Origin of the sequence: Pantoea sp. V106_11, from assembly GCF_029967885.1 — a bacterium.
Classification (GTDB): Bacteria; Pseudomonadota; Gammaproteobacteria; order Enterobacterales; family Enterobacteriaceae; genus Pantoea; species Pantoea ananatis.
Genome location: NZ_JASCAK010000037.1, coordinates 209126 through 229868, shown reverse-complemented (window position 1 = coordinate 229868; position 20743 = coordinate 209126). Strand labels below are relative to the sequence as shown.

Genomic DNA, 20743 nt, shown 5'->3' with positions numbered 1-20743 from the left:
AAAATAAGCTCTAACCGAAACAACAGGTTAACTACAAGCGCGTTCCTGTCGAATTCTCAGAGGCCACATTGCGGGCAATCTGTTGCGCAATTTGCTGCCAGCCCTGAGCAAGGGTTTTGACAAGGGCATCATAGCCATCTTCCTGCTGTGGCAACACCAGGTTGAAAGCCTGCTTTGTGAAGCGTCCCTGATGTTCCAGCGTCCACTGCCCGCTAATGACCGCTTTGCCGTCATAGCGTCCCTGGAAATCGTTGACCGTAATGTTCAGGGTGTCATGTTCCTGCCCCATTAACGTCTGAGTCACCAGCCGACCCGGTAACGCTTTGGTGAGATTGGTTATCATCGTTTGCTGTAGCTGCTGATCGAGCGGGCTGGCCCACAAATTATTGGCGGCGATAACGTATTTAACATCGCTGGTTTGATATACCAGCCCATTACCCGCCAGATAGTCCGGAACCACAACCTGCTGTACCCATAAGGTCGGCTGTGCATTTGCCTCACTGCCGATCACCTGCATCAAGGCTGCCCCTGAGGGCAGCTGATAGTAAGTGGTATTCACCGTGCTGCTACAGGCACTCAGTGCGAGAGCGGCCAAAAAAACGAGTCCTTTTTTCATTGTTTCGCCCTCTTCGGCTGGGGATCCTGTCCCGGTTTTGCTTCAAACACTAACGCATTACTTTTGGCATTTAGCGTCTTCAGCACTGGCTGCAGTTCGCGCAGCACCTGATCAAGCCGTTGCATATCGCCCACCAGCTTGCTGTAGGCCGGTGAGCCAGGCTGCAGGCCTTTCATACTGCGGTTGAGCTCACGTAGCGTTTGCTGCGTCTCTTCCGGCAGCGTTTTCATCGCCGGACTGCTGGTTACGACGTTAATGTTGTCGATGGTACGTTGCAGATCGCGCAGGGTTTTCTGGCTCTCCTTCAGCGTTCCGGTGGCTTCCGACACCATATTGTTGAGCGGTAGACCGTTAATTTTATCCAGCGCAGCCATCAGTTTCTGCTGAATCTGGCTCAGGCCACCACTCACCGTCGGGATCACTTCATAACCCGCGACTTTATCTGGCCCTTTATAGGCAGGGGCATTGTCATAGAAGTCGATATCGACAAACAGCGCGCCAGACAACAGGTTGCCGGTTTTCAACGTTCCGCGCAGGCCACGTTTCTTACCGTCCTGCAGATGCTGCTCAAGATCGAAGTTTTCACCCAGACGGCTAATAAAGCGATCGGGTTCAATGCGAATCAACACCGGCACGCGGTAGTCATTATTCAGCGCCTGCGCAGTGCCCGCATTCATGAACGGCACCTCCGCAACGGTACCCAGACGAATGCCGCGAAATTCAACCGGCGCGCCCACCTGCAATCCACGAATCGAATCAGAGAAGAACATCAGATAGTCGATATGATTGGTATACAGTGAATCCTGAATACTGCGCTGATCGTCAAACAGGTGATATTCAGCCTGATTCTGCGCCGCCTTACCTAAATCCCAGCCGTCAGGCACGTCAAAGCTGACCCCGCCGCTAAACAGCGTGGTGAGCGACCCCATTTCAACCCGCATGCCTGATGCCGACATATCCACCGCGATGCCGCTGTCTTTCCAGAAACGCACATTCGTCGTCACCAGACGATCGTAGGGGGCGGCGACAAACAGCTGATAGGTCATCATGCGCTTATCGGTGTCGAAGCTGCTGGTTTCAACGGTGCCGACACGGTAGCCGCGAAACAGCACCGGATCGCCAGCGTTAAGCTGCCCCGCTTTTTTGCTGTCGAGTGTAATACGAATGCCCTTCGCATCAGGCGGCGCTAACGGCGGCGCATCCAGCAAGGTGTACTGATCCAGGGGAGCTTTTTTGGTACCAGGCTGCAGCTCGATATACGCACCAGACAGCAGCGTTCCTAAGCCCGTAATGCCTTCGCGACCGACCTGCGGCTTAACGACCCAAAATACGCTGTCGCTGTGCAACAGCTTTTCCATACCTGAATTCAGTCGGGCTTTAATCTCAACGTGATGGAGATCGTCTGTGAGGACGGCACTCTCGACCACACCGACATTGACGCTGCGGCTTTTGATGGTGGTTTTACCCGCTTCAATTCCCTCTGCGCTCTCGGTGATCAGCGTCACTTCCGGTCCCTGATGGCTAAAATGATAAAACAGAATCCAGCCGCCAATTAACAGCGTGACAATAGGGACGATCCATACCGGTGACCAGCGCTTAATCTGATCCACTTTGGCATGGCCGTGATTATTTTCCGTCAAGATGCGGCTCCTTCATATTTTTCTCACCAGCACGATCCCAAGTTAAGCGCGGGTCAAACGTCATTGCTGCAATCATGGTCAATATCACCACCAGCGCAAACAACACCGCTCCCCATGCCGGATACACTTTCATTAACTGTCCCATACGCACCAGCGCGGAGAGCACGGCAATCACAAAGACGTCGATCATTGACCAACGCCCAACAAACTCAACCACCTCATAGATCAGGTGCATTTTATGGCTGTCGCGCTGCCCGCGTCCGCTGGCATCCCAGCACAGCCAGCCAATCGCCAGCATCTTCAGAGACGGAACCATAATACTGGCGATAAAAATCACCAGCGCGACCGGATAAGATCCATCGCCCCAAAGTAAAATTACCCCGGCCATGATGTTCGAGGGCATCGCCGATCCCAGCGTTTCGGTAATCATAATCGGCAGCAGATTGGCGGGCACATAAAGCATAACGGAGGTTATCAGCAGCGCCAGTGTCCACTGCAGGCTGTGTTTACGGCGGGCATCGGCAACCACGCCGCAGCGCGGACATTCCCGCTGTGTCACAGGTAACACCGCAGTGCAGCACGGACAGGAGCGCAGGCCCTGGCTTAATCCGCTTACGCCTGCCTGGGGCGCATGGGGTAAAGACGGCATCGCTTCAATACGATCCCACAGCCAGCGGCGATCCAGGCACTGAAATGCGCGCAGTTGCAAAAGGCAAAACAGACACCAGGGCCAGAAGCTGGTTTCGAGGCCAATTTCGCCATAGGCCATGAGCTTGACGAAACTGACCAGCACCCCGGCCATGAAGATTTCTGCCATTCCCCAGTTGCGCATATGAAAAAGGATACGCGCCAGGCCCAGTTTCAGGCTGACGGGCATTTTCACCTGATTGACCAGCAGGACAATGGTGATCATACAAAAGGCGGGAATTCCCTGGACAAACAACAGGAACAGTGTGGCCAGGCTGGCGTAATCGTCGGCCACCATCACCCTGGGGATTTGCATCAGGCTGATCTGACTGGACAGCCCGGCGACTTTCATGGTGATAAACGGAAACAGATTGGCAAGCACCAGCATAAACAGCGCGGCCAGCGCGTAACCGGTCGGACGCTTACGCGGCTCCGACCAGTTGACGGTCAGGGAGGTATGGCAGCGCGGACAGGACGCTCGGCTGCCAACGGGAATGGCCGGCAGTTTTACCATTAAGTCGCACTGTGGACAGAGCATCCACGCGTTCGTTTTCTCTGCTGAACACATCCCCGCCCCTTAATGACTATGCGCCGTTTCTCATTGATTCCAGCTCTTCCCAACGCGCAAAGGCGGTTTCCAGCTGCTGTTCGACGTCAGCCAGTTCATCAAGCACCGGCTGCGTTTTATCGTGTGGCTGACTGAAAAAATCCGGATGACTCATTTTGGCCTGAAGCTCGCCAATACGCGCCTCTAACTGTTCCAGCTTTTGCGGTAACTGTTCCAGTTCACGCGTCAGGTTATAGCTTAGTTTGTTCGCGTTACGTTTGGCAGCGTCATTTTTCGCATCGGCAGGCTTGAGGGCACTATTTGTCCCCTTTGCTGAGCCCTGCACCTTTTGCTGTTTGTACGCTGCGCGCTGCTGCTGCGCATCGTGATAGCCGCCGACAAAGGTCCCTATCTCGCCGTTGCCTTCAAAAATCCAGCATTCGGTTACGGTGTTGTCAACGAACTGACGATCGTGACTGACCAGCAGCACGGTGCCCTGGTAACCGTCGATGAGCTCTTCCAGCAGCTCCAGCGTTTCCACATCAAGGTCATTGGTCGGTTCATCAAGGATCATCAGGTTACTGGGACGCAGGAACAGACGCGCCAGCAGCAGGCGGTTACGTTCCCCACCCGACAGCGCCCGGACCGGCGTCATCGCGCGTTTAGGATGGAACAGGAAATCCTGCAGATAGCCCAGCACGTGACGCGGTTTACCATTGACCAGCACCTCTTGTTTGCCTTCCGCCAGGTTGTCCATCACGGTCCGATCGGGATCGAGTTCCGCACGGTGCTGATCGAAATAGGCCACTTCAAGTTTGGTCCCGGAGTGCACACGACCGTGATCGGCCTTCAGCTGTTGCAGCATCAGACGCAGTAACGTGGTTTTACCACAGCCGTTCGGCCCAATCAGGGCGATCTTGTCCCCGCGCTGCACCTGGGCTGAGAAATCTTTCACCAGCTGCTTGCCGTCTACCGCGTAGTCCACGTTTTCCAGTTCAAAGACAATTTTGCCGGAGCGTGATGCTTCACCGACCTGCATATTGGCTTTGCCCATGACTTCACGGCGTTCTGAACGCTCGCGACGTAAGGCTTTTAACGCCCGAACGCGGCCTTCATTACGGGTTCGACGTGCTTTGATGCCCTGACGGATCCAGACTTCTTCCTGTGCCAGCTTGCGGTCAAACTCAGCATTTTGCATCTCTTCAACGCGCAGGGCTTCTTCTTTGCCTTCCAGATACGCGTCGTAGTTACCCGGCCAGGAAACCAGCTTGCCGCGGTCCAGATCCACAATACGGGTGGCCATATTACGGATAAAAGAACGGTCGTGAGAGATAAAGACGATACTGCCGCTGAAGCTTTTCAGGAAGGTCTCCAACCAGTCAATCGTTTCAATATCAAGGTGGTTGGTGGGCTCGTCCAGCATCAGTACGCGAGGATTACTGACCAGCGCACGCCCCAGCGCGGCTTTACGCAACCAGCCACCGGACAGAGACGACAGTTCTGTGTCCGGCGACAGACCAATCTGCTGCAGCACGTCCATGATACGACTTTCCAACTGCCACAAATTGTGATGATCCAGGATGCCCTGCAGACGCGCCATCTCATTGAGATTTTTATCACTGGGATCGTCCATCACCTGGTGCGAGATCGCATGGTAGGCTTTAAGATGCTCCGCCTGCTCTTCGACGCCCTCTGCCACAAAATCATAAACTGATCCGGTGATATTGCGCGGCGGATCCTGCTGGAGCCGCGCCACGACCAGATCGGTTTCATAAATGATGCGTCCGTCATCCAGCGGCTGCTCGCCGTTGATGATTTTCATCAGTGTGGATTTGCCCGCCCCGTTTCGGCCAACCAGACACACGCGCTCATTTTCTTCGATATGCAGTTCGGTATTGTCTAACAGAGGCGCATCGCTAAAAGACAGATAAGCGCCGTGGATACTAATCAATGACATGAAACTTATTCCTTACCAGCATGAGTGATCAGCCAGCAGTTATGAATTTGGCGATTACGCGCAAAATCCTGTGACAGGGTTTTCTGAGTGATGTCCTGAGCCTGGAGCCCCAATGCGTTAAGGCCATCCAGATCCATTTTGAAACCACGTTTATTATTCGAGAACATGATAGTACCGCCTTTACGCAACAGCCGTTTCAGGTTACGCATCAGCATCATATGATCGCGCTGCACATCAAAACTCTCTTCCATACGTTTTGAGTTAGAGAACGTGGGCGGATCGATAAAGATCAGGTCGAAATTTTCGTCGCTCTCGTTCAGCCAGCTCAGGCAGTCGGCATGCAGCAGGCGATGCTGACGACCGGTGAGGCCGTTCAGCCGCAGGTTACGCTCTGCCCACTCCAGATAGGTACGCGACATATCCACGGTGGTGGTAGAGCGTGCGCCGCCCAGACCCGCATGCACGCTGGCAGAGCCGGTGTAAGCAAACAGGTTCAGGAAATCCTTGCCCTGACTCATCTGACCCAGCATCTTGCGGGCAATACGGTGATCGAGGAACAATCCCGTATCCAGATAGTCAGTCAGGTTCACCAGGAAACGGGCGTTAAATTCCTGCACTTCAAAATAGTCGCCCTTCTCACTCAGCTTTTGATACTGCGCTTTGCCCTTCTGACGTTCGCGCGTCTTGAGGATTAAGCGGTTTGACGGCAGCTCCAGCACGCTCAGCGTGGCACTAATCACGTCAAACAGGCGCTGACGGGCTTTATTCGCGTCGATGGTTTTGGGTGGCGCATATTCCTGCACCACCACCCAGTCCGCATAGCGATCCACGGCCACATTATAGTCCGGCAGATCGGCGTCATAAATGCGGTAGCACTCGATACCTTCCTGGCGCGCCCACTTATCCAGCTTCTTGAGGTTTTTGCGCAAGCGGTTCGCGTAATCTTCAGCAATCTGATTACCGCGCTCAGCGCTGTTGGCCGACAGCTGATAGTTTTTCTGCACACAGTCCAGCGGGCCATTTTTGGCTTTGAACTGACGGTCGGCACGCAGTTGCAGACAGCTCAGTAGTTCGGGCGATGCGCTAAACAGCGACAGATTCCAGCCGGCGAAGTGCTGCTTCATCAACCGGCCAAGCTGGCTGTGCAGCGCAATAAGCGCAGGCTCACTTTCAAGACGTTCACCGTAAGGTGGGTTACTGAGCACCGTTCCCGTCACCTCAGTCTGAAGAGGATTCTGCAGCTTCAGCAAATCCTGTTGGCCAAAGGTGAACAGTTCAAAAACGCCGGCACGACGTGCATTCGCTTTTGCCCATTCCAGCACCCGTCCATTATTGTCATAACCAAAAAAGCGCGCCTGGCACGCCGCCGTCCCGGCACGGGCACGGGCCTGAGCATCGCTCCTGACCTCGCGCCACAGGCTTTCGTTAAAACCGGCCCATGCCGTGAAGCCCCATTGGTTACGCAGTAAACCCGGCGCCCGGTCGCAGGCCATCAGCGCAGCTTCGATCAGTAACGTGCCTGAACCACACATCGGATCGATGAGCGGCGTGGACGGCTGCCAGCCTGAACGCATCACAATCGCTGCGGCCAGGTTTTCTTTCAGCGGCGCCTGACCCGTTTGCTGACGATAGCCGCGCTGATGCAGGGCACTGCCGCTTAAGTCCAGAGCTATACTGGCGCGGTCGTCATCAAGCCAGACGTTAATACGAATATCGGCCTGTTCACGATCGACGTCCGGGCGTGCCAGGTTACGACGGGTAAAACTGTCGACAATCGCATCTTTGACGCGCAGCGCGCCAAACTGGCTGTTACGGATCTCATCGTTGGTGCCATTAAAGTGCACCACGAAGGTTTTGTCGCTACCGAACATGGCGGGCCAGTCAATGCCCTGCACGCCCAGATAGAGATCGAGATCGCTGTAAACGCCGACCTCAGTCAGAGGCAGCAAAATACGCGAAGCCAGACGACTCCACATCAGGCTTTGGTACATTACGCGGTCATCGGCCTTGAAGTGAACGCCTCCCTGTACCACTTGCAAATCCTGCGCGCCCAGCGCGTCCAGCTCATTTTTTAACAGCTCTTCGAGCCCACGCGCCGTGCTGGCAAACAGAGAATTCATATCGTCACTTTTTTACTCTTGAGAAAATTGTTGCGCATTATAGCGAATCGCAGACCTATGTCATAAAGTTAGCTTCTTTTGTCTTGCGCGCCCGCTTCTGGAGACTTTCATGATCACGCTTTCCCGCTTATTTATCCATCCCGTAAAATCCATGCGCGGGTTGCAGGTCTCACATGCCTGGGCTGCCAGTAGCGGGTTAACCTATGACCGTATTTTTATGGTGACCGAACCTGACGGAACCTTTATTACGGCGCGTCAGTTTCCGGAGATGGTGCAGTTCACGCCGGCGATTACGCCAGACGGTCTGTTCTTACAGGCCCCCGACGGGAGCCAGTCACTCATTCGTTTTGCCGACTTTACCCATGCTGAGCAGCCCACGGAGGTCTGGGGCAATACGTTTACCTCACGAATCGCCCCCGAGACGATCAACCAGTGGCTGAGTGCGTTCTTTCCACGACCGGTGCAGCTACGCTGGGTCGGACCGCAGCCTTCACGCCGCGTCAAACGTTTTACCGATGTGCCACTGGGCTTTGCCGATGGATATCCCTACCTGCTCGTGAACAGTGCTTCGCTGCAGGATTTACAGCAGCGCTGTCCCGCCAGCGTGCGAATCGAACAATTCAGGCCAAACCTGGTCGTGAGTGGCGCACCTGCGTGGGATGAAGACAGCTGGGCGGAGATCGCTATCGGTCAGGTTAATTTCGCCGTTCCAAAACCCTGTAGCCGCTGTGTTTTTACCACGATTGGCGTGGAAAGTGGTCAGAAGCATCCTGAGGGGCAACCTTTGACCACGCTGCAGGGCTTTCGGACAGCGCAGGACGGCAGCGGGGACATTGATTTTGGCATGAATCTGATCGCGCTCAACAGCGGTATTATTCGCGCTGGCGACGCCGTCAGGATACTGAAACGCCAGTCGCCGCGCGCCTATGGTCCAGGAGAGGTGACTGAAACACTGAAACCGCAACGGCAACCCGCCGCGCAGGTAACCATCACCTGGCAGGGCCAGCGTTTCAGCGGTGATAATCAGCAGGTCTTACTTGAGCAGCTTGAAGCCCAGGGCTTTCGCATCCCCTATTCGTGTCGGGCGGGTCTGTGCGGCAGTTGTAAAATAACGCTGGTTGCGGGAAAGGTGAACGCCTTAAAGCAAAGCGCCATCCGTCACGATGGCACTATATTGAGTTGCAGCTGTATTCCTGCAAGCGATATCGAGGTGCTCTGAATTACACCGCGCGCGCATAGCGCGTGGTTTTTTCCTGCTGGTGCGGTTGTAGCCGATCGTTCATCACTTTAATCGCATCGCCGAGCACCATCCCCTTGCCCGCCAGCGTCAGAGCGGGCTGTGCCAGTAAGCAGAGTGCGGCATTATCACCGTTTTCAACCACCAGCAGACGCGCCTGCTCGCCGCTGTCCGCCAGCGTCACCGCCACCATCTCACCCACCGCAGGCTGCATAGGCTGGCGGTGCGCGGAGAAATGCCAGCTTTTCGGCATCAGTGGCTTGAGGAAACGTGCGGCAACCAGCGCATTTAAAACCAGCTCGGCACGCTGGTCGCTGCTTAGCGGGCTTTGACGACACTTCTCTTCGAACGTGAAATAAAGAGCCGCATCGTCAACACAGAATCCGGATTCGGTGAAAGCATCAGGGGTTAGCATTTTACGTGCATAGCGGGAACGAAAAAGCATACCGTCAGCCAGATCGAGCATCATACGGTCGTGCTCTGCGTCGTAGAACCAACGCCATTTGTCATCGGGTTTAATTTTCATCATGTGCCCTGTATTTACCGCTGCGCTAAAGCTAAAAATCCATAAAATAAAAATGCATGCTGAAAAATCGTGCAACAGGACAAAATATAAACGAGCCGGAGGGATAAATAAACCCCCCAGCGCATTATTATGGCGAATGTCTTAGATATGGGTCACGATATCTTTAATTAAACTGGGCCCTTTATAAATAAAGCCAGAATAAATTTGAACCAACGTCGCGCCCGCTGCTATTTTTTCACGCGCAGCAGTAAGCGAATCAATACCGCCTACGCCAATAATGGGCAATCTTCCCTGTAACTCCTGCGACAGTCGCTGGATGACGGCGGTACTGCGCGACTGTACCGGACGACCACTTAATCCACCGATTTCTTCGCCATATTTCAGGCCCTTTACCAGAGAACGATCGAGCGTGGTATTGGTCGCAATGACACCATCAATTTGGTGACGTATTAAACTGTCGGCAACCTGGATCAATTCGTCTTCAGAAAGATCCGGCGCGATCTTAACAGCCACCGGCACATATTTGAGATGCCGTTTTTCCAGATCTTTCTGTTTGGCTTTTATGGAAATGAGCAGATCGTCCAGCGCCTCACCATATTGTAACGAGCGTAAACCCGGCGTATTGGGTGATGAAATATTGATCGCAATATAACCGGCGTGCGCGTACACCTTCTCCATACAGATCAGATAATCGTCTTTTCCCTGCTCCACGGGTGTGTCTTTATTTTTGCCAATATTGATCCCGAGCACGCCTTTAAAGCGGGATTTTTTTACGTTTTCAACCAGGTTATCAACGCCGAGATTATTAAATCCCATGCGGTTAATAATCCCTTCGGCTTCCACTAAGCGAAACATGCGTGGCTTGTCATTGCCCGCCTGCGCGCGCGGCGTGACTGTTCCGACCTCCACAAAGCCGAACCCCATTGCCCCAAATGCATCAATACACTCGGCGTTTTTATCCAGGCCCGCCGCCAGGCCAAGAGCATTGTCGAAGGTCAGCCCCATGCAGGTAACCGGACGCGAGGGTAAATGCTGGCGAATGATCATTTCCAGCGGCGTGCCGCTCATAAAGCGTAATTGCTGAAAGGTGAGATGGTGCGCACGTTCAGGATCGAGCCTGAACAACGCCGGTCGGACAATTGAGTAAAACATGCACTCTCCTGGAAGACGGAAGCGATGGTGAAAATCAGTGCACGGGAAATTGTGCGCCAGAATGGTAAGGTGCTCTGGCGCAAAAGTAAATCGCGGGGCGCTAAGTCGGGAGACTGTTTAAAGTTGTTTTGATCTTACACAACGGAATCGTTTGCTGTACGGGAATTCAGCCTGTCCGGGAAAGCATAGTCGCGCCAGATGTTATGCCGCACCATAATGCCGAAGATACCAATACAGACCAGCACCTCGGCCAGCACCATCGACCAGGCCGCACCGATGGCCCCAAACTTCCATGCCAGCAGACAGCACACCGGGACGTTAACCACCCCCGCAACCATCATTACCATCATACGTTGCCGCGCCAGTCCATGCGGAATCAAAATCTGCAGGCCCGCCGGATAGGCAATATTGCCAAACAGGAAGCAGAGTACAAAGACGCGCAGCACATCCGCTGACGGCAGGAAGTCTTTCCCTAACAGCAGTGCGACAACCTCATCGGCAAACAGCCAGGTGAAGATCACGATAGACAGGCTCAACGCAAACGACAGCATCAGGCTTTTGCGCGTCGCCGCCACTGCAGCGGCTTTATCACGCCCAAATAAGTGGCTTACGCGGGGGAAAAACGCGCTACCAATCTGCTCCGGCACCGAGTTGGCGGCCTTGCGCAGCCTGTCCGCACCGTTATAGATCCCCACCATATAGTGCGAGGTAAACGACGCCAGAATCACGACGTTTACGCTGTTAAACAGATTGGCACCTGCGATGGCAATAAAGACATCGGCACTGTCGGTAATGCGCTGTTTGATTTCGCGTGGTTCAAAGCGATACGCGCCAATCACCTTCATTTCCAGCACAAACTTCAGCGTAATGATGGCATTGATGATCGATACCGCGCCCGGTATCAACGCAGCCAGCCAGGTATCGTCCGGCGTTTTAACCAGTAGGAACGTGAGCGGAATGGCACAAAAGTTACCAAAAGTGGCAATCACTGCGGTTTTGCCCAGCTTTTCGAAGCCCTGCATTAACCAACCAAACGAAAACAGTGAGCCGATTAAGGTGGTGCAGTTGGCCAGAATAATAAAGAACAGCGAATGCCAGGACGGATTAAACCACGTCGCAGTGAGTAACGTACCGCTGGTAACCAGTAACAGCATCAGCTTGGCGTTAAAGGTGGACCAAAAAAGCTGGGTAACACGTGCCTTATCGTCACGGTGATGGGCAATGTCCTTAGTGGTAAAAACATTGAATCCCCAGTCGGAGATGGTACTGCAGTAAAGGACGCAGGCAATCGCCAGCGCCAGAATCCCCATATGGTCCACCCCCAGCACGCGCGCCAGATAGGGGAGCGTCGCCAGCGGAAACAGGAACGAGGCTCCCCGGTACGCCAGCAAAGATAAGATATTCACTACTAAACTTTTATCGAGCACTTTTGCCATGTCGCAACAACCTTATACACATTGCATGTCTCACCTTCTCATTTCGCTCAGGTGCAAACAACATCAGGTCCCATTTTTAGGAATTACGGAACGCGTTTGAGTTCTTTCTTCACTTTATGGCTTTGCAATAAAATGAAGGTTTCCGGACGGTTAAGCAGCAGCCATTCTTTGAGGCTGCCGGCTTTAATTCGGCGCCCCAGATATCGAATCGCATTGAGCACATATTCCGGTACAGGCGTTTGATTGTAGAGCGACAGATAGATCATTAAACGGAAGGAGTGAATAAGGTAAGCTTTTTCCAGCGCCTTTTTTAATTCACTTTGGGTCTGCGCACAACATAAGGTGTCATAGGTGGCAATAAACGCATTGTAACGTTGGGCGAAAAAGGATGGACTTTTACTGCTGTTAGTCAGTGATCCAACGCGGATACGCTGTTTGTAATACGTCTGGCGAGTGACCCATGCCTGTTGGCAATGCATAAATACCGATAAGGTAAATTTGTGATCTTCATGCACGCGATCGACGAAGCGCAAATGATGCTGCTGGATAACGGTTTTTCTTACCACATAATTCCAGGCCGCCGACGTATAGGAGCCATTATGCAGCAAACTTAGCAGGACATCCTGTGGCTTCTGAATGCCGGTCAGGTTATGCCTGACTTTAGGCCACGTCACGTCCGGTTTGTCTTCGCGGTAAGCGCTGGAATTAAAACAAAATAAATCGGTATCGGGATAATTGTCGACAACCTGGGCCAGTTCATTGACGAATCCTTCCACCACCACATCATCCGGGTCGCAAAAGAAAACGAACTGCCCTTCAGCGACCTCAACGCCTTTATCACGCGCATTACCTGCGCCACCGTTGGCAATAGTGATCAGTTTCACCTGAGGAAGATGGCCATAGTGCTGTTCAATTAATGCCACGGTTCCATCGGTAGAACTGTCGTTAACAATGATAATTTCGTTTGGCGCGCTAATTTGTCTTAATAATGAATCCACACATTCGACAATATATTTTTCAACATTGTAAGTGGGAATAATGACCGATAACAGGATGTCAGACATACAGGTTTTCTCTGCTGTTAGAAAAGGACAAATAAATCCACCAGCCCGAGACAGGCACTGACCAAAGGCGAATAGTAATTTTAAAATAACAGGCGCTTACATTGAGCAGAGACATTTTACTGCCTGAATGACTAAAATGCCTGCCTCAATCTCAACAGGGTCCGAATGTGACAAAAACCATGGTTAGAAAATCTGAAGAATAGCTCGCTGATAATCATCTCCCCGTTGAGGAACCATTTAGGCACGGCCGTCTGTTCAGGGGGGTTTCAGGCCGGACATCTGTAACTAAAAATGAATTGTTGTTAAAAACTTCGCCAGACTGCTGCGCTTAACACGCACTGCCTGATGCAACTATTCCTAATCCCCTCTCGCCATCGCGTTAAATAACGTTGAATTTTAATTCTTTTTTCTTTTTCCTTCCTCCTGTGAATTTAAAAAAGCGAAAGGCGTGTTTTTCGTTTTACCTGAATGTTTCACTTTTCTGATACTCAAGTAACCAAATGTACGGATTTCCGGGTTTAAACGAATTTTATTCATCCGGATTAATGTATCGACTCGCCCGTCCTGACGTTTTTAAGATTTGTCGCATCAGGTCTTTCTCAGAGACGCGGCGGTCTCGCTTCAGGCCTTTTGCCGGTTTTCACCTTTAGATTGTCAGAAAAATCATTTAAGCCGTGCCGTCGCCTCTGCCAGGATGAAAGCATCAGTTCTCAACAAAAGATAATCAATAACTTTCAGTTATAAGGAGTCGTAATGAGAGTGCTCACCCTGGCAGGTAGTCCGAGATTTCCTTCACGGTCCACATCGTTATTAGCGCTGTGCCAGCGCAAACTGGAAGCATCCGGTGTTGAGGTTATTCCCTGGAATATTCATAACTTTCAGCCGGAGGATCTGATCAACGCCCGCTTCGATTCCCCGGCTATTCTCGCCCTGAGCGAAGACCTGGCTCAGGCTGATGGCCTGGTCATTGCCACACCGGTTTATAAGGCGTCTTTCTCGGGCGCGCTAAAAACCGTTTTAGATCTGTTACCTGAACGCGCGCTGGCCCACAAAGTGGTGCTGCCGTTAGCCAGCGGGGGCAGCGCTGGCCATATGCTGGCCCTGGATTACGCACTCAAACCCGTATTAAACGCCCTGAAAGCCGAAGAAGTGCTTCATGGTGTTTACGCCGAAGATAAACAAATTCATCACTATGATCGCCAGCCGGAACTGGATCCGGTACTGGCTACCCGTCTGGAGGAAGCGGTGCACACGTTCTGGCTGGCGCTGTCCCGACGTCATCAGCCCGTTGCCCTGGCTGTGTAAGGAAACAATGATGAAACGAATAATCAGCGCGTGGTTAATGGCAGGGATGTTCGTGGCAGGCGCACAGGTGAATGCCGCAGAACCCGCCCCTGCACAGGTTCGCATCGGCTATCAAAAAGGATCGGTCAGTATGGTGCTGGCCAAGGAGCATCAGCTGCTGGAGAAGCGTTTCCCTGCTACCCGTATTCAATGGATCGAATTCCCGGCCGGACCGCAAATGCTGGAAGCGCTGAACGTTAACAGTATTGATATTGGCAGCACCGGTGATATTCCGCCTATTTTCGCCCAGGCAGCCGGGGCGGATTTGCTGTATATCGGCTCAGAGCCGCCTAAGCCGAAAGCTGAGGTCATCCTGGTCAGCCAGAACAGTCCGTTGAAGTCGGTTGCCGATCTCAAAGGCAAAAAGGTGGCGTTCCAAAAGGGTTCCAGCTCGCACAATCTGCTGTTGCGTGCGCTGGAAGAAGCGGGTCTCAGTATCAAAGATATCCAGCCGGTTTATCTGACGCCAGCCGATGCGCGCGCCGCTTTCCAGCAGGGTAACGTGGACGCCTGGGCAATATGGGACCCCTACTATTCTGCCGTACTGCTTCAGGGCAATGTCCGCGTGTTGAAAGACGGCACCACGCTGAACCAGACGGGACCGTTCTACCTTGCAACCCGCCATTTTGCGCAGGAACACAATGACTTCGTCTTAGCGACGTTAAAAGCCTTTAGTGATGCCGAAGCCCTGACGCGTAGCGAACGTGACCAGAGTATTCATCTGCTTTCGACATCGATCGGTCTGCCTGAGGCCGTCATTGCCAGCAACCTGGACCACCGTCCACCCAGCCCGGTCAGTCCGGTCAGTGCGCGCACGGTTGCTATGCAGCAGAAAACCGCCGATCTGTTTTATGCCAATCATCTGATTCCCGTAAAAGTATCGATTGCCGAGCGCATCTGGCATCCCCAGGCCGTGACGCAATAAGGAGAGAAAAATGAGTGTTTCTGTATTCTGGTTCCTTCCAACCCATGGTGACGGCCATTATCTTGGCACGGCTGAGGGCGCGCGTCCGGTTGATCATGCCTATTTACAACAGGTTGCCCAGGCTGCCGACCGTCTGGGATTTGGCGGCGTACTGATCCCTACCGGGCGTTCCTGCGAGGATGCCTGGCTGGTGGCGGCATCGCTGATCCCCGTTACGCAGCGTCTGCGCTTCCTTGTCGCCCTGCGTCCTGGCGTGATTTCCCCCACCCAGGCGGCGCGCCAGGCTGCAACGCTCGATCGTCTTTCCAACGGACGCGCGTTGTTCAACCTGGTGACCGGGGGCGATCCCGAGGAACTGGCCGGTGATGGCGTCTTTCTTGACCACCGTGAGCGCTATGCAGAATCGGCCGAATTTACCCGCGTCTGGCGCCGCGTGCTGGAAGGCGAAACGGTGGATTACGAAGGCAAGCACGTGCATGTACGAGGTGCGCGTCTGATGTTTAAGCCGGTACAGCAGCCTCGTCCGCCGCTGTGGTTCGGGGGTTCGTCAGAGCCCGCTCAGGATCTGGCTGCCGAACAGGTCGATGTTTATCTGACATGGGGCGAACCCCCTGCACTGGTGAAAGAAAAAATTGAGCAGGTGCGGGCGAAAGCCGCAGCACAGGGCCGAAAAGTCCGGTTTGGCATCCGGCTGCATGTCATCGTGCGAGAAACCAATGAGGAAGCCTGGCAGGCAGCCGATAAGCTGATCGCGAATGTGGATGATGCCACCATCGCCAAAGCGCAAAGTGCCTTTCAGCGCACCGACTCGGTAGGCCAACAGCGCATGGCCGCCCTGCACGGCGGACGCCGCGATAAACTGGAAATCAGCCCCAACCTTTGGGCTGGCGTTGGGCTGGTGCGCAGCGGGGCAGGCACCGCGCTGGTTGGCGATGCGCCTACCGTAGCGGCTCGCATGAAAGAGTACGAAGCCCTGGGCATTGAAACCTTTATTCTCTCTGGTTATCCGCATCTGGAAGAGGCTTATCGCGTCGGCGAGCTGCTGTTCCCCCATCTGGATCTGGCTATTCCCCAGATTCCCCAGCCTCGTGTTGTTCAGGCGCACGGTGAAGCGGTCGCCAATGATTTTACGCCAGAGAAAAAAGCCGCGCGGGCCTGAGGAGATAACAATGACCAGACTACGTCAATCCTTCTCAGCGGCGCTGGTGCCCTGGCTGCTGCCGGTGTTACTGGTGGTGGTCTGGCAAGTTGCGTCACAGACCGGCTGGTTGTCCAGCCGTATCCTGCCAGCGCCGGAAAAGATTGTGACGACCTTTTGGCAGTTGGCTGTCAGCGGAGAGCTATGGCAGCATCTCGCCATCAGCAGCTGGCGAGCGTTACTTGGCTTCAGCATTGGCGGATCGCTCGGCCTGGTACTGGGATTAATTACCGGCACTTCGCGACTGGGTGAGCGTTTGCTGGATACCTCGCTGCAAATGTTACGTAACGTGCCCCATCTTGCGCTGATCCCATTGGTCATTCTGTGGTTTGGCATTGATGAGTCAGCCAAAATTTTTCTGGTGGCGCTGGGTACGCTGTTTCCCATCTACCTGAATACCTATCACGGTATTCGTAATGTGGATCGTGGGCTGGTTGAGATGGCCCGTAGCTACGGCTTATCCGGCTGGAGCCTGTTTGTTCAGGTGATCTTACCGGGTGCGTTACCGAGCATCATGGTGGGCGTCCGCTTTGCTTTGGGGTTGATGTGGCTGACCCTGATCGTCGCCGAGACAATTTCGGCTAACGCAGGGATTGGCTATCTGGCCATGAATGCCCGTGAATTTCTGCAAACCGATGTGGTGATGGTCGCCATTATTCTTTATGCCCTGCTGGGAAAACTGGCTGATGTCAGCGCACTGCTGCTGGAACGTGTCTGGTTACGCTGGCATCCGGCCTATCAACGTCAGGAGAAAACAGCATGATAAACTCCGCCAGCCCGGCGCGTCTGAATGCGGGTACCCCCGTAGGTGTGAAGGGCGTCAGTAAAAAATACGGTGAACGCACCATTCTGAATCATATCGATCTGCATATTCCTTCCGGCCAGTTTGTTGCCGTAGTCGGCCGCAGCGGCTGCGGTAAAAGCACCCTGCTGCGTCTGCTGGCCGGTCTGGAAAGCACGACCCAGGGCGAGCTGCTGGCAGGCAATGCGCCGCTGCAGACCGCACGTGAAGAAACCCGGTTAATGTTCCAGGATGCGCGACTGCTGCCGTGGAAAAAAGTGATTGATAACGTCGCTCTCGGCCTGCGTGGCAAGGCATGGCGTAAAGCCGCCCTGGAGGCGCTGGAAGCGGTAGGCCTGGCGGACAGAGCGCAAGACTGGCCTGCCGCTTTATCCGGTGGGCAGAAACAGCGCGTGGCACTGGCCCGGGCGTTAATTCACCGTCCCGGCCTGCTGCTGCTGGATGAGCCTCTGGGTGCGCTGGACGCCTTAACGCGAATCGAGATGCAGGAGCTCATCGAATCGCTGTGGCAACAGTACCACTTCACGGTTCTGTTGGTCACGCACGATGTCAGTGAAGCGGTCGCGATGGCTGATCGGGTATTACTGATAGAGGAAGGCCAGATAGGACTGGATTTGCAGGTCGATTTGCCCCGGCCACGGCGACGAGGATCGGCGCGTCTGGCAGAGCTGGAAGCCGAAGTGCTGGATCGGGTGATGCGCCGCGGCGCGGCAGAAAAGCCCCCCCGCTACGCGCAACAGCGTTAAAGAAACGGCGGGCATTTTGCCCGCCGTTTCTTATCAGGCATTCAGTGCCTTGGTGATTTTCTCGTACAGATCGCCTGACAGTTTATCCAGTCCTTGTAACTGTTCCAGCGCCTGGCGCATCAGCGCCTGACGGTGGGCATCGTAACGTTTCAGACGAATTAATGGCTCAATCATACGCGAAGCCACCTGCGGATTGCGGGTGTTCAGATCCGTCAGCATCTCCACCAGGAAACGATATCCGCTGCCGTCTTCGGCGTGGAAGGCGGAAGGATTACCCGAAGCAAAAGCGCCAATAAGTGAACGGATGCGATTCGGGTTACCCATACTGAAGGAACGATGTGACAGTAAACGGCGCACGTTGAGTAAGGCATTCTGCGCCGGGCTGGTAGCCTGCAACATAAACCATTTGTCCATGACCAGGCCATCCTTGTGCCAGCGCTCATCATAGTCGGCTAACAGCGCATCACGGCAGGGTAACTGTGCCGCCACCGCAGCGGAGAGTGCCGCCAGGGAATCCGTCATGTTATTGGCATGGTGGTATTGCGCCTGCACCAGTTTATCCGCCAGATCCATATCACCAAACGCCAGATAGTACAGACAGATGTTCTTCAGCGAACGTTTGCCGATTTCCGCATGATCAACGTGGTACTCCGCCTGCTGATTGGCGTTATAAACGGCAAAGAATTCATCTGCCAGTTCCCGCGCCAGGGTACGAACCAGAGCTTCGCGCACCAGTGCAATTGCCTGAGGATCGATAATCTCAAACAGTTCGGCGATTTCGTTTTCGCCAGGCAGCGACAGAATCAGAGCGGTCAGCGCCGGATCGCTGTTGGCATCCAGCAGCACCGTGCGGAAGGCATCAGCGACATGCAACGGCAGCGACAGATGCTGGCCCTGCTGATGGCGCGCGACATTGAGGCGCAGGTAGGTTGCCAACAGACTTTGCGCCGCGTCCCAACGTGAAAAATCGTTGCTTGCATGACGCATCAGGAACGTCAGCTGCGCGTCGCTCCACTTGTAGTCGAGCTTCACCGGCGCGGAAAACTCACGCAGCAGCGATGGCACCGGCTGGAAGTAAACGTTGTCAAAAATAAAGGTCTGGAACTCTTCCGTTACGTTCAACACGTTATGCACCGGATGACCGTTGTGCTGCAACGGAATGACCTTACCCTGTCCGTCATACAGTTCGATGTCCAGCGGGATATGCAGAGGCAGTTTCTCTTTCTGCTCGGCCGTCGGCGGCGTGTGCTGCGTCACGTGAAGCGTGTACTGCTCCAGTTCCGGATTGTAGTCATCACGTACCGAGAGCGTAGGTGTACCTGACTGACTGTACCAGCGACGGAACTGGGAAAGATCAACGTTAGACGCGTCTTCCATGGCCTGAACGAAATCATCACAGGTCGCCGCGCTACCGTCATGACGTTCGAAATAGAGCTGCATGCCCTTCTGGAAATTCGCTTCGCCCAGCAAGGTGTGCATCATACGGATCACTTCTGATCCCTTTTCATACACCGTCAAGGTGTAGAAGTTGTTCATCTCAATAACCTGATCCGGGCGGATAGGGTGCGCCATCGGGCTGGCGTCCTCGGCAAACTGCGCGCCGCGCATAATACGCACATTATCGATTCGGTTTACCGCACGCGATCCCAGGTCGGAACTGAACTCCTGATCGCGAAACACGGTCAGCCCCTCTTTCAGGCTCAGCTGGAACCAGTCGCGACAGGTCACACGGTTACCGGTCCAGTTGTGGAAATATTCATGACCGATGACCGCCTCAATCCCCAGATAATCTTTATCGGTGGCGGTTTCGGCTTTGGCCAGCACGTATTTGGAGTTGAAAACGTTAAGCCCTTTATTCTCCATGGCCCCCATGTTGAAGAAGTCCACCGCAACAATCATAAAGATGTCGAGGTCATACTCCAGGCCGAAACGCTCCTCATCCCACTTCATGCTGTTCTTTAATGACGTCATCGCCCAGTCGGCACGATCCAGATTGCCGCGATCGACGAAGATCTCCAACGCCACATTCCGACCCGAACGCGTAGTAAAGCTGTCACGCAGCACGTCAAAATCGCCCGCGACCAGCGCAAACAAATAACAGGGCTTAGGAAACGGATCCTGCCACTTCACCCAGTTACGGCCCTTGTCGTCCTGACCGCTATCAATGCGATTTCCGTTAGACAGCAGGAAAGGATAACGGCTGCCGTCGGCAATGACGGTGGTCGTGAAGCGTGCCAGCACGTCGGGGCGATCTAAATACCAAGTAATATGCCGAAAGCCTTCGGCTTCACACTGGGTACAGAGCGCTTCACCCGATTTGTATAAGCCTTCAAGGGCACTGTTACGATCGGGATGAATGTCATTGACGATTTTCAGCGTAAAGCTGTCCGGTAACTGGCTGAGCACCAGGCAACCCGCCTCTTCACGCCAGGCCGTCCAGGCCTGTCCATCCACTTCCAGCGAGATCAGCGTCAGATCTTCGCCGTCCAGACGCAGTTCAGCCTGGCTGTCTCCCTGACGCTTAACCTGACTCACCGCCGTCACCCGCGTGGTGCTTTCATCGAGTTCAAAGGTTAAATCGATATCGGTGATGGTGTAGTCTGGTGCACGATAATCGTGTCGATATTTTATTTGTGGCTGCTGCGTCATATTCCGTCCCGCATTAAGTAGTTATTCATCAACGTCTTTGTATTATTCACTCAAGTATAAGCCTTACGCGTCAAACGTCTAAGCATGATGCGCCGAG

Annotated in this window: 16 protein-coding genes; 6 read left to right on the top strand and 10 right to left on the bottom strand. The window is 53.9% G+C overall.

Annotated elements, in window-relative coordinates:
• Positions 1–31: 31 nt before the first annotated feature.
• The 5 genes from pqiC to rlmKL are packed head-to-tail and all read right to left on the bottom strand — an operon-like array spanning position 32 to position 7567.
• Positions 32–616 carry a membrane integrity-associated transporter subunit PqiC gene (gene pqiC / locus QLG08_RS19860; protein WP_238493075.1) on the bottom strand — a complete coding sequence of 195 codons (585 nt, stop codon included), beginning with the start codon at positions 614–616 and terminating at the stop codon, positions 32–34.
• Positions 613–2256 (bottom strand): intermembrane transport protein PqiB, encoded by a 1644-nt coding sequence (pqiB, locus tag QLG08_RS19855; RefSeq protein ID WP_028714997.1) that lies wholly within the window; start codon positions 2254–2256, stop codon positions 613–615. Before pqiB ends, pqiC begins: the two co-directional genes overlap by 4 nt.
• Positions 2243–3511: a membrane integrity-associated transporter subunit PqiA gene (gene pqiA / locus QLG08_RS19850; protein ID WP_014593348.1), complete on the bottom strand. Its 1269-nt coding sequence runs from the start codon at positions 3509–3511 to the stop codon at positions 2243–2245. Before pqiA ends, pqiB begins: the two co-directional genes overlap by 14 nt.
• 16 nt (positions 3512–3527) lie before the next feature.
• The gene (locus QLG08_RS19845) at positions 3528–5447 is read right to left on the bottom strand and encodes an ABC transporter ATP-binding protein (protein WP_013025271.1); all 1920 of its coding nucleotides are present in this window, start codon (positions 5445–5447) and stop codon (positions 3528–3530) included.
• A gap of 5 nt (positions 5448–5452) precedes the next feature.
• Positions 5453–7567: a bifunctional 23S rRNA (guanine(2069)-N(7))-methyltransferase RlmK/23S rRNA (guanine(2445)-N(2))-methyltransferase RlmL gene (rlmKL, locus tag QLG08_RS19840; RefSeq protein ID WP_105077326.1), complete on the bottom strand. Its 2115-nt coding sequence runs from the start codon at positions 7565–7567 to the stop codon at positions 5453–5455.
• Positions 7568–7676: 109 nt separating this feature from the next.
• Between rlmKL and QLG08_RS19835 the strand changes: the two genes are divergently transcribed.
• Positions 7677–8786, top strand: a complete 1110-nt coding sequence (locus tag QLG08_RS19835) for a YcbX family protein (protein WP_238493077.1) — start codon at positions 7677–7679, stop codon at positions 8784–8786.
• 1 nt (position 8787) lies between these two features.
• On the opposite strand, the gene QLG08_RS19830 is transcribed toward QLG08_RS19835, so the two are convergent.
• The 4 genes from QLG08_RS19830 to QLG08_RS19815 all read right to left on the bottom strand — a co-directional run bounded on the left by QLG08_RS19830 (position 8788) and on the right by QLG08_RS19815 (position 12982).
• Entirely contained in the window at positions 8788–9330 is a 543-nt protein-coding gene (locus QLG08_RS19830; RefSeq protein ID WP_015700640.1) for a cell division protein ZapC, read from the bottom strand.
• Between the two features lie 141 nt (positions 9331–9471).
• Positions 9472–10482 (bottom strand): quinone-dependent dihydroorotate dehydrogenase, encoded by a 1011-nt coding sequence (gene pyrD / locus QLG08_RS19825; RefSeq protein WP_013025267.1) that lies wholly within the window; start codon positions 10480–10482, stop codon positions 9472–9474.
• Between the two features lie 134 nt (positions 10483–10616).
• On the bottom strand, positions 10617–11918 hold the full coding sequence (locus tag QLG08_RS19820; protein WP_013025266.1) for a flippase: 1302 nt from the start codon (positions 11916–11918) through the stop codon (positions 10617–10619).
• An 83-nt stretch (positions 11919–12001) separates the two neighbouring features.
• Positions 12002–12982, bottom strand: coding sequence for a glycosyltransferase (locus tag QLG08_RS19815; RefSeq protein ID WP_014606180.1), 981 nt, complete (start codon positions 12980–12982; stop codon positions 12002–12004).
• 753 nt (positions 12983–13735) lie between these two features.
• Here QLG08_RS19815 and ssuE point away from each other — a divergent pair.
• The 5 genes from ssuE to ssuB are packed head-to-tail and all read left to right on the top strand — an operon-like array spanning position 13736 to position 17997.
• A complete protein-coding gene (gene ssuE, locus QLG08_RS19810; protein WP_013025264.1) occupies positions 13736–14287 on the top strand; it encodes an NADPH-dependent FMN reductase in 552 nt (183 codons plus the stop codon).
• Between the two features lie 10 nt (positions 14288–14297).
• Positions 14298–15251: a sulfonate ABC transporter substrate-binding protein gene (locus QLG08_RS19805; RefSeq protein ID WP_014606181.1), complete on the top strand. Its 954-nt coding sequence runs from the start codon at positions 14298–14300 to the stop codon at positions 15249–15251.
• Between the two features lie 10 nt (positions 15252–15261).
• Positions 15262–16410 (top strand): FMNH2-dependent alkanesulfonate monooxygenase, encoded by a 1149-nt coding sequence (gene ssuD / locus QLG08_RS19800; RefSeq protein WP_014593339.1) that lies wholly within the window; start codon positions 15262–15264, stop codon positions 16408–16410.
• Positions 16411–16420: 10 nt separating this feature from the next.
• Complete coding sequence (gene ssuC, locus QLG08_RS19795; protein ID WP_014606182.1) at positions 16421–17212, top strand: aliphatic sulfonate ABC transporter permease SsuC; 792 nt, start codon at positions 16421–16423, stop codon at positions 17210–17212.
• Entirely contained in the window at positions 17209–17997 is a 789-nt protein-coding gene (gene ssuB / locus QLG08_RS19790) for an aliphatic sulfonates ABC transporter ATP-binding protein (protein WP_015700642.1), read from the top strand. Before ssuC ends, ssuB begins: the two co-directional genes overlap by 4 nt.
• A gap of 33 nt (positions 17998–18030) precedes the next feature.
• Here ssuB and pepN read toward each other — a convergent pair whose 3' ends face one another.
• Positions 18031–20646, bottom strand: coding sequence for an aminopeptidase N (pepN, locus tag QLG08_RS19785; protein WP_014606183.1), 2616 nt, complete (start codon positions 20644–20646; stop codon positions 18031–18033).
• Positions 20647–20743 lie beyond the last annotated feature (97 nt).

Excerpts from the sequence above, each read along its gene's own strand:
- pqiC (WP_238493075.1), bottom strand. The coding sequence starts at position 616 with ATGAAAAAAGGACTCGTTTTTTTGGCCGCTCTCGCACTGAGTGCCTGT.
- pqiA (WP_014593348.1), bottom strand. The coding sequence starts at position 3,511 with ATGTGTTCAGCAGAGAAAACGAACGCGTGGATGCTCTGTCCACAGTGC.
- QLG08_RS19845 (WP_013025271.1), bottom strand. The coding sequence starts at position 5,447 with ATGTCATTGATTAGTATCCACGGCGCTTATCTGTCTTTTAGCGATGCG.
- rlmKL (WP_105077326.1), bottom strand. The coding sequence starts at position 7,567 with ATGAATTCTCTGTTTGCCAGCACGGCGCGTGGGCTCGAAGAGCTGTTA.
- QLG08_RS19835 (WP_238493077.1), top strand. The coding sequence starts at position 7,677 with ATGATCACGCTTTCCCGCTTATTTATCCATCCCGTAAAATCCATGCGC.
- QLG08_RS19830 (WP_015700640.1), bottom strand. The coding sequence starts at position 9,330 with ATGAAAATTAAACCCGATGACAAATGGCGTTGGTTCTACGACGCAGAG.
- pyrD (WP_013025267.1), bottom strand. The coding sequence starts at position 10,482 with ATGTTTTACTCAATTGTCCGACCGGCGTTGTTCAGGCTCGATCCTGAA.
- QLG08_RS19820 (WP_013025266.1), bottom strand. The coding sequence starts at position 11,918 with ATGGCAAAAGTGCTCGATAAAAGTTTAGTAGTGAATATCTTATCTTTG.
- QLG08_RS19815 (WP_014606180.1), bottom strand. The coding sequence starts at position 12,982 with ATGTCTGACATCCTGTTATCGGTCATTATTCCCACTTACAATGTTGAA.
- ssuE (WP_013025264.1), top strand. The coding sequence starts at position 13,736 with ATGAGAGTGCTCACCCTGGCAGGTAGTCCGAGATTTCCTTCACGGTCC.
- QLG08_RS19805 (WP_014606181.1), top strand. The coding sequence starts at position 14,298 with ATGAAACGAATAATCAGCGCGTGGTTAATGGCAGGGATGTTCGTGGCA.
- ssuD (WP_014593339.1), top strand. The coding sequence starts at position 15,262 with ATGAGTGTTTCTGTATTCTGGTTCCTTCCAACCCATGGTGACGGCCAT.
- ssuC (WP_014606182.1), top strand. The coding sequence starts at position 16,421 with ATGACCAGACTACGTCAATCCTTCTCAGCGGCGCTGGTGCCCTGGCTG.
- ssuB (WP_015700642.1), top strand. The coding sequence starts at position 17,209 with ATGATAAACTCCGCCAGCCCGGCGCGTCTGAATGCGGGTACCCCCGTA.
- pepN (WP_014606183.1), bottom strand. The coding sequence starts at position 20,646 with ATGACGCAGCAGCCACAAATAAAATATCGACACGATTATCGTGCACCA.